This window comes from Mycobacterium sp. E3305, from assembly GCF_001666785.1.
GTDB lineage: Bacteria > Actinomycetota > Actinomycetes > Mycobacteriales > Mycobacteriaceae > Mycobacterium.
On sequence record NZ_LZJA01000261.1, the window covers coordinates 1 to 13,352 of the forward strand.

Genomic DNA, 13,352 nt, shown 5'->3' on the forward strand with positions numbered 1-13,352 from the left:
CGTCGAGCGCCTGCCCGTCGATCAGGATCTTGGACACGAACACCCCGGTCGTCCCGCCGTCGGGCGGGTCGAGGTCGAACACGATGTGGGCGTCCTCGAAACCCAGCCAGCGCTTGGTCAATGGAAACCAGGCCTTGTACGTTGCCTCCTTGGCGCAGAACAGGATTCGGTCCCAGTGCAGGCCCGCGGGCAGCGCCGCCATCTCGTGGCGCTCCTCGGGCAGGCTGATCGCGTTCAGCACGCCGTCGGGCAACACGTCGTGCGGTTCGGCGTCGATGCCCAGCGAGCGCACCGCCTCGGTGCGGCCCACGACCGCGCCGCGGTAGCCGGTGCAGTGGGTGAGGCTGCCCACCACGCCGTCGGGCCAGCACGGTTCGCCCTTGTCGCCCTTGAGGATCGGCACCGGCGGCAGGCCGAGTTCGCCCATCGCCACGCGGGCGCAGTGCCTGACGGTGATGAACTCGTTGCGCCGCTTGGCGACCGACTTGGCGATCAGCGGCTCCTCCTCGGGCAGCGGGGCCAGATCGGGCGGGTCGGAATACAGCTCGGAGTAGGCCAGCTCGCGCGCGTCGGGCAGTACCGAGGAGACCAGCAACTGCTCGGTCATCGGGACTGCCGCTGCCGCAACCGTTCCCGGAACTGCGCGGCCTGCTGCCGCATCTCGGGGGTGATCTCGAAATGGCCGCCAAAGTCGTTGAGGTAGCCCGGCGCGTACTGCGGGTCGGGCAGCACCTGGCGCAACCAGCTGTGCGGCTTGCGGCGCCGCCATTCCCGCGGGTAGCCCACCGACACCTCCTCGAAGCGCACGTCGTCGTACCAGGTGGTCCGCGGGATGTGCAGGTGGCCGTAGACCGAACAGACGGCGTTGTATCGCGTGTGCCAGTCGGCGGTCTTGGTGGTTCCGCACCACAGCGAGAACTCGGGATAGAACAGCGCGTCGCAGGGTTCGCGCACCATCGGGAAATGGTTCACCAGAACCGTCGGCGTCATCCAGTCGAGTTGCTCGAGGCGGGCCCGAGTGGCGGCGAGCCGCTCCCGGCACCAGGCCTCCCGGGTCGGGTACGGCTCCGGCGAGAGCAGGAATTCGTCGGTGGCGACGACGTTGCGCTCCCGCGCGATGGTCAGGCCCTCCGCTTTGCTCGTCGCACCCTCGGGCAAGAAGCTGTAGTCGTAGAGCAGGAACATCGGCACGATCGTGGCGGGGCCGCCGCGCTCGGTCCACACCGGGAAGGGATGTTCGGGGGTGACGACGCCCATCTCGTCGCACATGTTGACCAGGTAGTCATAGCGGGACTTGCCGAAGATCTGCACCGGGTCGCGGGTGGTGGTCCACAGCTCGTGATTGCCGGGCACCCAGATCACCTTCGCGAATCGGCGGCGCAGCAGGTCAAGCGCCCAGCGGATCTCGTCGGTGCGTTCGGCGACGTCGCCGGCGACGATCAGCCAATCGTCCGGCGAGGACGGGTGCAGGGATTCGGTGACGGGCTTGTTGCCGAGGTGCCCGGTGTGCAGGTCGGAGACGGCCCACAGCGTCGGTTGTCCCCCGTTGGGCGATTCGTGCCCCGCATTTTGACCAGCCACGATTAACCAGCCTAATGACCCGCGGTCGCGGGCCGGCCAGGACCGGCCCTTGCCCGCGGCATTAGAACGTGTTCTTGTTTCCCTGTGGCCTCACCGACGCGACTTGTACACTCCCGGCAAAGGAGCGCCGAGCCGTCAGGGGGTGTCGTGTTCGCCAAGGTGCGTCTGATCGGGGCGGTGGGCGCCCTGGTCGCAGCGGCCGTAGCAGGCACCGCGGGATGGCTGGGGGCCGCGCCGGGGCCCGAGGGCGGTGGGCGCGTCGAGCTGCGCTCGACCGCGGCGCCGATGGAGACCACGATGAAGAGCCCGATCGTGGCGACCACCGACCCGCGCCCCTTCGACGCGTGCGAGGACATCCCGTTCGACGTGATCCAGCGGCTCGGGCTGGGATTCACACCGCCCGAACACGAAGACGGCCTGCGCTGCCACTTCGACGCGGGTAACTACCAGGTGGCCGTCGAGCCGATCATCTGGCGCACCTACGAGGAGACGCTGCCGCCCGACGCCGTCGAGACGACGATCGCGGGCCACCGCGCCGCGCAGTACTGGGTGCTCAAGCCGACGTACCACAACAGCTACTGGTATTACTCCTGCATGACCGTGTTCAAGACCAGCTACGGCGTGCTGCAGCAGGCGCTGTACTACTCGACGGTCTACTCCAATCCCGAGGTGGACTGCATGTCCACCAATCTGCAGCGCGCCAACGACCTGGCGCCTTACTACAAGTTCTAGGGACCGGCGGGCCTTAACCTGGGCACCGTGAGTATCACCTCCACGCGACCAGCCCAGCCCGCCCTGCACACCCTGCGGCACGTCGGCGCCAAGGCCGCCGGCCGGCTGCTGGGGCTGCGGCCCGCGACGATGGACTACACCGTCGAACGCGTGCGGGTGCCCATGCGCGACGGGGTCGACCTGGTGGCCGATCACTACGCGCCGGCCACCGCGTCGGCCGCCGGCACCGTGCTGGCCCGGGGCCCTTACGGGCGCGCGTTGCCGTTCTCGCTGCTGTTCGGGGCGCTGTACGCAAGCCGCGGCTACCACGTCGTGTTGCAGAGCGTGCGCGGCACGTTCGGGTCGGGCGGGGCATTCGAGCCGATGGCCAACGAGGCCGCCGACGGCGCCGACACCGTGGCCTGGCTGCGCGAGCAGCCCTGGTTCACCGGCAGCTTCGCCACCGTCGGCCTGTCCTACCTCGGGTTCACCCAGTGGGCGCTACTGACCGATCCCCCACCGGAGCTGGCCGCGGCCGTCATCACGGTGGGGCCGCACGATTTCAACGAATCCGTCTGGGGCACAGGCTCGTTCGCCATCAACGACTTCCTGGGCTGGAGCGACATGGTGGCCCACCAGGAGGACCCGATCCGGGCGCGTTCCGCGCTGCGCCAGCTGCAGAACCGCGGCAAGGTGGCACAGGCGGCCCTCGGGCTGCCGGTCGGCGAGACGGCTCGCGCGCTGCTCGGCGCGGGCGCGCCGTGGTTCGAGTCGTGGGTGGAGCACACCGATCCGGGCGACCCGTTCTGGGACGCGCTGCGCTGCGGCGCCGCGCTGGACCGGGCCGAGGTGCCCGTGCTGCTGATCGGCGGCTGGCAGGACATCTTCGTCAGGCAGACGCTGCAGCAGTACGCGCACCTGCGCGGCCGGGGCCTCGACGTCGCGCTCACCATGGGCCCGTGGACGCACGCCCAGGTGCTCACCACCGGATTGAGCACCTGCATGCGGGAGTCGCTGGACTGGCTGGACACCCACCTGGGCGGCGCGCCCGCGGACCGGCCCAGCCGGGTGCGGGTCTGCGTCACCGGGCAGGGCTGGCGCAACGTGCCCGACTGGCCGCCGGCCACCACCGAACGCGCGCTGTACCTGCGGCCGGGCGGCCACCTCGGCGAGACCGCGCCGACGGACCTGACGCGGCTGGCACCGGCGACCTTCCGCTACGACCCCGCCGACCCCACCCCTACCACGGGCGGACCGTTGCTCTCGCCGAACGGCGGCTACCGCGACGACAGCCGGCTCGCCGCGCGCGACGACGTGCTGGCCTTCACCAGCCTCACCCTCACCCACGACCTCTGCGTCTACGGGAGCCCGGTGGTCGAGCTGGCGCACGGCGCGGACAACCCCCACGTCGACCTGTTCGTCCGGGTGAGCGAGGTCGACTTCAAGGGCCGATCGAAGAACGTCAGCGACGGCTACCGGCGGCTGGACGCCGCCGCCAAGAACGCAAAGAACTCGAAGAAAACCCTCCGCATCGAGCTCGACGGCGTCGCCCACCGCTTCCGCGCCGGCTCCCGCATCCGGGTGCTGATCGCCGGCAGCTGGTTCCCCCGTTACGCGCGCAACCTGGGCACCGACGAGCCGATCCTGACGGGCCGGCAGTCCAGGCCGGCCACCCACACCGTGCGCTACGGCCGCTCCCGGCTGCTGCTGCCCGTCGGCCCGCTCGACCTGTCAGCCAACGGCGCGGCGGACGCGGGCGGCGACCTCGGCTAGCGCCGCGTCGTCATGAACGGGCGCCCCGAACGGCGCCCGCACGGGCAGCTCCACCCAGCTCTTGCAGCCCCCGTAGTCGGGTGCGCGGGTGATGTCCACCGGCTCGGCCAACGGATGCACCGACACCACCAGCACCGCCAGCTTGTGCTTCGGGCGGAAGTCCAGCCGGTCGGCGCGCACCGACTCGGCGGTCCAGATGTGCAGGTCCTCGATCGACGGCAGGCCCTCGGGCTGGTTAACCGGCACCGCCGCAACGACTTTCGCCGCCGCCCGGATCACCAGGCGATCCTCGGCGCTGTCGGCGGCGGCCGCCTCGAGCAGGTCGCGATGCTCGGGCCGGACGCGCTCCGCGTGGCTGTGCGCGACCGTCGGGAACAACAGGAACTCGTCGGCGGCCAGCTCGAAGCGCTTCTCCCCGATGCCGCCCTTGCGCAGCAGCACCCGCTGCCGCCCGTCCAGCAGGGCGTGCACCGCCGCGCTCCACTCCTTCAGCGCGGGCGTCGCGGTTCCGGTGGTGGTCGTCTGCGTCATTGCGCGTTCTCGAGGCGGGCGATCACTGCGGGCCGGCGCAGCGGCGGGACCGTCTTGGGCGGCTGCCGTCGCGGGGGCAGCGCCGCCAACAACCGCGTCGTCGTCTCGGTCACCTCGGCGACGGCGGCTTCGAACGCCTCGGCGTTGATCGCCGACGGGTGGGTGATGCCGCTGACCTTGCGGACGTACTGGCGCGCCGCCGCCGCGATTTCCTGCGGCGTGGCCGCGGGCTGCAAGCCCCTCAGCTCGGTGATGTTCCGGCACATGGGATCCACGATAGGCGCCGCGAGTCACCCTCTACGGTGAACACATGACCGATGACATCCTGCTGATCGAGACCGACGAGCGGGTGCGCACCCTGACCCTCAATCGGCCGCAGTCCCGCAACGCGCTGTCCTCCGCGCTGCGGGATCGGTTCTTCGGGGCCCTCGCCGACGCGGAAACCGACGACGACGTCGACGTCATCATCGTCACCGGCACCGACCCGGTGTTCTGCGCGGGCCTGGACCTCAAGGAGCTGGGGGGTTCCTCGGCTCTTCCGGACATCTCCCCGCGGTGGCCACCGCTGAGCAAGCCGGTCATCGGTGCGATCAACGGCGCCGCGGTGACCGGCGGACTGGAGCTGGCCCTGTACTGCGACATCCTGATCGCCTCGGAGAACGCCCGGTTCGCCGACACCCACGCCCGCGTGGGCCTGCTGCCCACCTGGGGGCTGAGCGTGCGGCTGCCGCAGAAGGTGGGCGTCGGCCTGGCCCGGCGCATGAGCATGACCGGGGACTACCTGTCGGCGGCCGACGCGCTGCGCGCCGGGCTGGTGACCGAGGTGGTGCCGCACGAGGCGCTGTCGGGCACCGCCCGCGCCGTGGCGGCGTCGATCGTCGGCAACAACCAGGACGCGGTGCGGGCGCTGCTGGCGTCCTATCACCGGATCGACGACGCGCAGACCAGCGCGGGCTTGTGGCAGGAGGCGATGGCGGCCCGCCGGTTCCGGACCAGTGGCGACGACATCGCCGCCAACCGCGAGGCGGTGCTGCAGCGCGGCCGGGCCCAGGTCCGTTAGCCGGCCGAACTGATGACGCAATTCCCGCCGCCTCAGCGGCGCGGACGAGCGACCGCGGACACCGTCGCGACCGTGCTGCTCTTCGTCGTGCAGCTGGTGGTCAGTGCCGGGGCGTTCGCCCTGGCATTGTTGTCCTCGATGTGGTTGATGCTGCCGATATGCAGCGATAACTGCGACAGCCCCGGTGTCACCCACTTCGTCCACCGCACCTTCGCCGGGACGGTCGTCATCGTCGCCGGAATAGCCGGGGGACTGCTGGTGTCATGCGTCGGGGCGCTGGTCGCGGGTGCTCGCCGACGCCCCGGGATGTGGAAATGGCCGGCGTTAGGCCTGGTCATGGCCCTCGGGTCCGTTTTGATCGCCGCTGGTTTATGGGTGAACTGAGGTCAACCCATACGATCAGCTGATGCGTACGGTCGTCGACGTCACCGTGAGGGTCCTGGTGGGCGTTCTGGCGCTCGCGTTCGCGCTCGCGGGGCCCGCGTTGCCGCGCGCGGCCGCGCTGCCACCGGCGGGCTTTCCCAGTCTGGACGGTTTCGCCCCGGTCCCGGCGGACGGCTACGTGGCCAGCTCCGGGCCGGGCACCCCGCCCCGAATCAGTTTCTCCACCCCGTACTCGCTGGCGTGCGACTTCTACGGCGGGCCGGCGCCCGCGCCGCAGCCGTCACAGGACATCAAGTGCAAGGGCGACATGCCCGGGATCGACGACGTTCCCGTCCTCGGCGGGCGCCCGCACCCGGGCGACTGCCTGGTGGGTTCCGCTGAGTTCAAGGGGCCGGGCTACCAATTGAGCCGCATGTCCTACGGCGGATGCGACGGCAACCCCGCGGCCCTTCCCCCGGGCGGCAAGTTGCTCGGAGTGGGCCAGAAGCTGACGTACCTGAACGTCACGTGCGCCGTCGGCGCCGACAACCTGGTGGCCTGCCTGGACACCACCAGCGGCGACCACGGATTCGTGCTGCAGCGCGCGGGCAGCTGGGCGTTCTAGCCCAACGGCGTCCTAGCCCAGGGCACTGCGCAGCGAAGCCACCGCGTCCTCGATCGGGCCGCTCGTCGAATAGCCGGCGGCCAGCCGGTGACCGCCCCCGCCGAACGCGGACGCGACCGCCGCCAGGTCCACCTCGGCCTTGGCCCGCATCGACACCGACCACTGCAGCGGGTCGACCTCCTTGAACACCGCGGCCACCTCCGCCTGCTGCGTGGTGCGCACGATGTCGACGATGCTCTCGACTTCCTCGGGACGCGAACTGATCCAATCCTGGTGTCGGACAACCGCGTACACCAGCCCCCGACCACCGGCGGCGTCGGGCAGCAGGTGCGCGGAGCCCAGCACGCGGGAGAGCAGCGGCAGCCAGTCGAAGGGGTGGCTGTCCATCAGCGTCCGGCTGATCGCCGCGTTGTCCACGCCCGCCTCCACCAGCCGGGCCGCCAGCCGAAGGGCGCGGGCGGTGGCCCAGCGGAAGGACCCGGTGTCGGTGGTCAGCCCGGCATAGATGCAGTGCGCGACGTCCGGTTCGATCGGCTTGTCCCACGCGTCGAGGATGTCGGCGATCAACATCGTGGTCGAATCCGCCGACACGTCAACGAAGTTCGCGGTGCCGAACAGCTCGTTGGAGGCGTGGTGGTCGATCACCAGCGATTCGCGGCCCGGACCGGCCAGCTCGCTCAGCGCGCCGAGCCGCTTGACGCTCGGAACGTCAACGGTGACAACCAAATCGACGTCGCGCCGCATCGCGTCCGCGGCCACCAGCAATCCACAGCCGGGCAGCGAGGCCAGCGACTCGGGCAGCGTCGCGGGCTCGGCGAAACCGACCTCGACGCTTTTGCCGCACTTGTCCAGCACCAAGGCCAGCGCCAGCCCGGCGCCGATGGTGTCGGCGTCGGGGTGGACGTGGGCGACCACCGCGATGGTTTCGGCGGCGGAAAGCAATTCGACCGCACCGCGGGCGTCGACGCGTGCCCCGGCTGCCGCGGCGCGGGACAGCTCAGTCTTCGCGTCGGTCGCCGTCACCGGTGTCCTCGTCGCTTGCCCCGCTGGGACGGTAAGGATCGGCATCCCCGGCCGGCTTGGCCCCCGATCGGACGCGCGCCAGGTCCGCGTCCGCGGCGCGGGCGCGCGCCAGCAACTCGTCCATCCGCTGCACGGTGTCCAACGTGGTGTCGCGGCTGAAGGTCAGGGTCGGCGTGAAGCGCACACCGGTGCCCGCCCCCACCATGGTGCGCAGCGCGCCCTTGGCCCGCTCCAGCGCGGCCGCCGCGGCGGCGTAGTCCGGCTCGTCGTCCAGGGTGCGGCCCATCACGGTGTAGAACACCGTCGCATCGTGCAGGTCGGCGGTGACCTTCGTGTCGACGATGGTCACCCCGTCGAGCCCCGGATCCTTGATCTCGAATTCGATCGCCGATGCGACGATCGTGTTGATGCGTTTGGCCAGTCGGCGCGCCCGGGCGGGGTCGGCCATTATGAATTCACCGCCTTCTCCTCATCACTTCGTTCTGCATCGTCGGCGGCGGTATGAATTCACCGCCTTCTCCTCATCACTTCGTTCTGCATCGTCGGCGGTGGCGGTCAGGCGCGCTCCTTCTGCACGAGCTCGTAGGACTCGATGATGTCGCCTTCCTTGATGTCGGAGTAGCCCAGCGTCATACCGCACTCGAAGCCCTCCCGCACCTCGGTCACGTCGTCCTTCTCCCGGCGCAGCGAGTTGATCGTGAGGTTTTCGGTGACCACGACGTTGTCCCGCAACAAGCGGGCCTTCGCGTTGCGCCGCACCACCCCGGAGCTGATCATGCAGCCGGCGATGATGCCGACCTTGGAGGACCGGAAGATCGCGCGGATCTCGGCGCGACCCAGCTCCTGCTCCTCGTAGATCGGCTTGAGCATGCCGCGCAAGGCCTTCTCGATGTCGTCGATCGCCTGGTAGATCACCGAGTAGTAGCGGATCTCCACACCCTCGCGGTTGGCCAGCTCCGTCGCCTTGCCCTCGGCGCGCACGTTGAACCCGATGATCACCGCGTCCGACGCCGACGCCAGGTTGACGTTGGTTTCGGTGATGCCACCGACGCCACGGTCGATGACGCGCAGTTCCACCTCGTCGTCGACCTGGATGCCCATCAGGGCCTCCTCGAGCGCCTCGACCGTACCGGCGTTGTCGCCCTTGAGGATCAGGTTCAGCTGGCTGGTTTCCTTCAGCGCCGAGTCCAGGTCCTCCAGGCTGATGCGCTTGCGGGACCGCGCCGCCAGCGCGTTGCGCCTGCGGGCGCTGCGCCGGTCGGCGATCTGGCGAGCGATGCGGTCTTCGTCGACGACCAGGAAGTTGTCACCGGCGCCCGGGACCGACGTGAAGCCGATGACCTGCACCGGCCGCGACGGCAACGCCTCCTCGACGTCGTCGCCGTGCTCGTCGACCATGCGGCGAACCCGACCGTACGCGTCGCCGGCCACCACCGAGTCGCCGACGCGCAGCGTGCCGCGCTGCACCAGCACCGTCGCGACCGGGCCGCGGCCGCGGTCCAGGTGCGCCTCGATCGCCACGCCCTGGGCCTCCATGTCGGGGTTGGCCCGCAGGTCCAGGGCCGCGTCGGCGGTCAGCAGCACCGCCTCTTCGAGCGCTTCGATGTTCGTGCCCTCCTTCGCCGAGATGTCGACGAACATCGTGTCGCCACCGAAATCCTCGGCCACCAAACCGTATTCAGTGAGCTGTGCCCGGATCTTGGCCGGGTCGGCGCCCTCCTTGTCGATCTTGTTGACGGCCACCACGATCGGCACGTCGGCCGCCTGCGCGTGGTTGATGGCCTCCACCGTCTGCGGCATCACGCCGTCGTCGGCGGCGACCACCAGGATGGCGATGTCGGTGGCCTTCGCGCCGCGGGCACGCATGGCGGTGAACGCCTCGTGTCCCGGGGTGTCGATGAAGGTGATCAGCCGCTCGTTGCCGTCGAGGTCGACCGAGACCTGGTAGGCACCGATGTGCTGGGTGATGCCACCGGCCTCGGCCTCACGCACGCTGGCGTTCCGGATCGTGTCCAGCAGCCGCGTTTTACCGTGGTCGACGTGACCCATCACGGTCACCACCGGCGGCCGGGTCTGCAGGTCTTCCTCGCCGCCCTCGTCCTCGCCGTAGGTCAGGTCGAACGACTCCAGCAGCTCGCGGTCCTCGTCCTCCGGGCTGACGACCTGGACGACGTAGTTCATCTCGCTGCCCAGCAGCTCGAGCGTCTCGTCGCCGACCGATTGGGTGGCCGTCACCATCTCGCCGAGGTTGAACAACGCCTGCACCAGCGAGGCCGGGTTGGCGTTGATCTTGTCGGCGAAGTCGGAGAGCGACGCGCCGCGGGCCAGCCGGATCGTCTCGCCGTTGCCGTGCGGCAACCGCACGCCGCCGACGACCGGCGCCTGCATGTTCTCGTATTCGGCGCGTTTCGCCCGCTTGGACTTGCGGCCGCGTCGGGGCGCACCCCCGGGACGGCCGAACGCGCCGGCCGCGCCGCCGCGCTGACCGGGGCGGCCGCCGCCGCCACCGCCGCCACCGGGACGGCCTCGAAAACCTCCCGCACCGCCGCCACCCCCGGGCGGGGCCCCAACTCCACCACCGCCGCGGTAGTTGCCACCGCCGCCGTCACGACCGCCGGGGCCGCCGGGGCGCCCACCGCCGGGCCGCGGCGCACCGGGCCGGGCCGGGCGGCCCTGACCGGCGGCGCCGCCGGGACGGGGCGGCATGTTGCCGGGCGAAGCGCCGGGACGCGGCGCACCGGGCCGGGGCGCCCCGGGGCGGGGCACCGGGCGCGGGATCGGCCGGTCGACGGGCTGCGCGGACGAGAACGGGTTGTTGCCGACGCGCGGGGTGCGCACGCCGGGCTTCGGCGCCGGACCGGGGCGCGGACCCGGCGTCATGCCGGGTTGGGGTCCGGGCTGGCCGGCCGGCTGGCCGGGCGCGGGCGGCTTCGGCTGCCCGGGCTGTCCCGGTGAGGGGCGGCCGGGCACCGGCCCGGGACGGGCCGGCGCTTCGGTGGGCGCGGCCGGGGCGGCCTGCGCCGTGGCCGTCGTCGCTGCGCCGGCGGCCTCGCCGTTGCCGATGGCCTTGTCGAGTGCCTGGTCGAGCGATTTGTCCGGTCCCCGGACGGGAGCCTTGGCGGCCGCCTTGGCCGCGGTCTTCTGGGGAGCCGCCTTGCCGCCCCCGAAGGATTCGCGCAGTCGACGAGCGACCGGCGCCTCCACCGTTGACGATGCGGATTTTACGAATTCGCCCTGTTCATTCAGCCGGGCGAGGACTTCCTTGCTGGTGACACCGAGTTCCTTAGCCAACTCGTGTACGCGGGCCTTACCTGCCACTACATCTCCTGTCTATGAGGCGACAGTCGTGGGGCCGCGCCTCGGGTTTAGCTATGACGCATGGTCATCGGGACTTCACGGTGTGCTCATGTTCTTTGCTGCCTCTTCTGTTGGTGCCGAGACGATCGGGCGCGCCTAGAGACTCTAGGTGCTCGACCACCGCGGACACGTCCGGGGAACCGGCGATGCGCAGCGCTCTGGTGAAAGCCCGCCGCCGAATCGCCTGTTGCACGCACTGCGATGCGGGATGCAGCCACGCACCCCGCCCCGGCAGGCTACTCCTGGTGTCAACGATCACGGCATATTCGCCGTTCCCGCGCGACACAGCCACTACGCGAAGCAGTTCGACGACCAACTCTCGCTTCCGGCACCCGACACACGTCCGGACGGGTCCGTCCACACGCCTGTGCGCCGAGACCGAAGGCTCACGCTGGATCACGGCTCAGTCTAGCGTCACTTACCCGATCGTCAGAACCGCCCGACGGTGCTGGGCGCTCTCCCCCGCGGCCGCCCTGGCGGGCGGGGTTGCTGCGCTAACGCTCGTGCGCCATCGGATGGGTGGCGCCGTGTTCGGGGTGAGCTTGCGAATGCGCCTCGGAACCACCCGGCGTATCGCCGCGGATGTCGATGCGCCACCCGGTGAGGCGGGCGGCCAACCGCGCGTTCTGGCCCTCCTTGCCGATGGCCAGCGACAGCTGGAAATCGGGCACCACCACGCGGGCGGCCCGCGCGCTCTGGTCGATGATCGACACGGAGACCACCTTGGCCGGTGACAGGGCGTTGGCGACGAAGCGCGACGGGTCGTCGTCGTAGTCGATGATGTCGATCTTCTCCCCGGACAGCTCGCTCATCACGTTGCGGACCCGCTGTCCCATCGGGCCGATGCAGGCCCCTTTCGCGTTCAGGCCGGGAACATTGGATTTCACCGCGATCTTGGAGCGATGGCCGGCCTCGCGCGCGACCGCGACGATCTCGACCGAGCCGTCGGCGATCTCGGGAACCTCCAGGGAGAACAGCTTGCGCACCAGGTTCGGATGCGTCCGCGACAGCGTGATCATCGGCTCACGGGCGCCGCGGGTCACACCGATCACGTAGCACCGCACCCGGTTGCCGTGTTCGTAGCTTTCGCCGGGGACCTGTTCGGCCGCCGGGATCACGCCCTCGGAGGCCTTGGTTTCGGTGCCCATCCGCACCACCACCAGACCGCGGGCGTTGGCGCGGCTGTCCCGCTGGATGACGCCCGCGACGATCTCCCCCTCGCGGGTGGAGAACTCGCCGTAGGTGCGCTCGTTCTCCGCGTCCCGGAACCGCTGCAGCATGACCTGCCGCGCGGTGGTCGCCGCGATGCGGCCGAAACCCTCGGGGGTGTCGTCCCATTCGCTGATGACGTTGCCGTCCTCATCGGTCTCGCGGGCGACGACCTTCACGACACCGGTCTTGCGGTCGATCTCGATGCGGGCGTCGTTCTGGTGGCCCTCGGTGTGCCGGTAGGCGGTGAGCAGCGCCGACTTGATCGTCTCGAGTAGCTCGGTGACCGAGATGCCCCGATCCACCTCGATGGCATGCAGCGCCGCCATGTCGATGTTCATCAGCGCCGCTCCTTCCTGTCGGCCTGGCCCGCCAAGTCCAGCTCCGCCTGGGCGGGGGGCGAAAACTCCACCTGGACAACGGCTTTGGCGATATCGGCGAGCGGAATGTCGCGCACCCGGTAGTCACGGCCTTCGCGGACCACCAGGGCGACCGCGTGATCGTGGGTCTCGCCGACGCGCCCCGTCAGCCGCGAACCGTCCGACAGGTCCACGTCGACCTTCCTGCCACGGGCGCGGCGGAAGTGTTTGGCACTGGTCAGCGGGCGGTCCACGCCCGGCGAGCTCACCTCGAGCACATACCGGTCCCGGATGCCGTCCATGCCGTCCAGCAAAGTCGACGCTGAGCGCGACAGCGTCGCGATGGTGTCCAGGTCGAGCGCGTCGTCACCGTCGGCGACCACCATGATCCGCGGGGGGCGCGTCCGGGCGTCGATGACCACGTCTTCGATCTCGTATCCGGCGCGCGCGAACTCATCACCGAGTAGCTCGATCACCTGCGTCTGCGAAGGTAGCCCGGTGGTCACGGCGAGCTCCTCATCTTGAGTTGTCCGGTCAGCTGGAGGGTGTCGCCGCCCCGTGGTTTGGGGGCGGCTCCAGTGTCCTGGCGGAACGCGAGGGCTGCCGTTCCGCGAGAGCCAGCTATCAACGATACGCCAGGAATCGCCTCTGACGACCCGATCGCGCCTGGCTTCGTAACCGCCGCCGCGCCGATGGCAGGATGTGGTTGTGGCTAGCGCAGTTCCCCCCGTCAACCGGCGTGGTGTGCTCGCCGGCGGCG

The 13,352-nt window shown here is 70.3% G+C and carries 15 protein-coding genes; 5 read left to right on the forward strand and 10 right to left on the reverse strand.

All coding sequences use genetic code 11. The features are described from left to right. Both A5701_RS23390 and A5701_RS23395 read right to left on the reverse strand, forming a co-directional pair. A partial coding sequence (locus A5701_RS23390; protein ID WP_067759910.1) for a 4'-phosphopantetheinyl transferase occupies positions 1-607 on the reverse strand: 607 nt, incomplete at its 3' end. Continuing rightward, a complete protein-coding gene (locus A5701_RS23395; protein ID WP_067759913.1) occupies positions 604-1,581 on the reverse strand; it encodes a metallophosphoesterase in 978 nt (325 codons plus the stop codon). The genes A5701_RS23395 and A5701_RS23390, both read right to left, overlap by 4 nt. 147 nt (positions 1,582-1,728) lie before the next feature. Here A5701_RS23395 and A5701_RS23400 point away from each other — a divergent pair, with 147 nt between their 5' ends. After that, positions 1,729-2,313 (forward strand): DUF3558 domain-containing protein, encoded by a 585-nt coding sequence (locus A5701_RS23400; RefSeq protein WP_067759917.1) that lies wholly within the window; start codon positions 1,729-1,731, stop codon positions 2,311-2,313. Between the two features lie 27 nt (positions 2,314-2,340). Continuing rightward, positions 2,341-4,065, forward strand: a complete 1,725-nt coding sequence (locus tag A5701_RS23405; RefSeq protein ID WP_067759920.1) for a CocE/NonD family hydrolase — start codon at positions 2,341-2,343, stop codon at positions 4,063-4,065. Here the strand turns inward: A5701_RS23405 and A5701_RS23410 are convergent. Continuing rightward, positions 4,024-4,596, reverse strand: a complete 573-nt coding sequence (locus A5701_RS23410; RefSeq protein ID WP_067759923.1) for a DUF1802 family protein — start codon at positions 4,594-4,596, stop codon at positions 4,024-4,026. The genes A5701_RS23405 and A5701_RS23410 overlap by 42 nt on opposite strands. Next, on the reverse strand, positions 4,593-4,862 hold the full coding sequence (locus tag A5701_RS23415) for a DUF2277 domain-containing protein (protein ID WP_067759927.1): 270 nt from the start codon (positions 4,860-4,862) through the stop codon (positions 4,593-4,595). Before A5701_RS23415 ends, A5701_RS23410 begins: the two co-directional genes overlap by 4 nt. A gap of 44 nt (positions 4,863-4,906) precedes the next feature. Here A5701_RS23415 and A5701_RS23420 point away from each other — a divergent pair, with 44 nt between their 5' ends. From A5701_RS23420 to A5701_RS23430, 3 genes are read left to right on the forward strand one after another with little or no spacing between them, the layout of a single operon-like run. Further along, positions 4,907-5,656: an enoyl-CoA hydratase gene (locus A5701_RS23420; protein ID WP_067759932.1), complete on the forward strand. Its 750-nt coding sequence runs from the start codon at positions 4,907-4,909 to the stop codon at positions 5,654-5,656. A 12-nt stretch (positions 5,657-5,668) separates the two neighbouring features. Further along, entirely contained in the window at positions 5,669-6,040 is a 372-nt protein-coding gene (locus A5701_RS23425) for a hypothetical protein (protein ID WP_067759934.1), read from the forward strand. A 22-nt stretch (positions 6,041-6,062) separates the two neighbouring features. Further along, on the forward strand, positions 6,063-6,644 hold the full coding sequence (locus tag A5701_RS23430) for a hypothetical protein (RefSeq protein WP_067759937.1): 582 nt from the start codon (positions 6,063-6,065) through the stop codon (positions 6,642-6,644). A gap of 12 nt (positions 6,645-6,656) precedes the next feature. On the opposite strand, the gene A5701_RS23435 is transcribed toward A5701_RS23430, so the two are convergent. The 6 genes from A5701_RS23435 to rimP form a co-directional block, all read right to left on the reverse strand. Further along, positions 6,657-7,667, reverse strand: coding sequence for a bifunctional oligoribonuclease/PAP phosphatase NrnA (locus tag A5701_RS23435; protein ID WP_067759940.1), 1,011 nt, complete (start codon positions 7,665-7,667; stop codon positions 6,657-6,659). Next, positions 7,642-8,115, reverse strand: coding sequence for a 30S ribosome-binding factor RbfA (gene rbfA / locus A5701_RS23440; protein WP_067759943.1), 474 nt, complete (start codon positions 8,113-8,115; stop codon positions 7,642-7,644). Before rbfA ends, A5701_RS23435 begins: the two co-directional genes overlap by 26 nt. Positions 8,116-8,222: 107 nt before the next feature. Next, the gene (infB, locus tag A5701_RS23445) at positions 8,223-10,985 is read right to left on the reverse strand and encodes a translation initiation factor IF-2 (RefSeq protein ID WP_067759946.1); all 2,763 of its coding nucleotides are present in this window, start codon (positions 10,983-10,985) and stop codon (positions 8,223-8,225) included. Positions 10,986-11,049: 64 nt separating this feature from the next. Continuing rightward, a complete protein-coding gene (locus A5701_RS27745) occupies positions 11,050-11,424 on the reverse strand; it encodes a YlxR family protein (RefSeq protein ID WP_197505048.1) in 375 nt (124 codons plus the stop codon). A gap of 94 nt (positions 11,425-11,518) precedes the next feature. Then, complete coding sequence (nusA, locus tag A5701_RS23450; protein WP_067759949.1) at positions 11,519-12,574, reverse strand: transcription termination factor NusA; 1,056 nt, start codon at positions 12,572-12,574, stop codon at positions 11,519-11,521. Further along, positions 12,574-13,098, reverse strand: a complete 525-nt coding sequence (gene rimP / locus A5701_RS23455; RefSeq protein ID WP_067759954.1) for a ribosome maturation factor RimP — start codon at positions 13,096-13,098, stop codon at positions 12,574-12,576. The genes nusA and rimP overlap by 1 nt, the downstream gene beginning before the upstream one ends. Positions 13,099-13,352 lie beyond the last annotated feature (254 nt).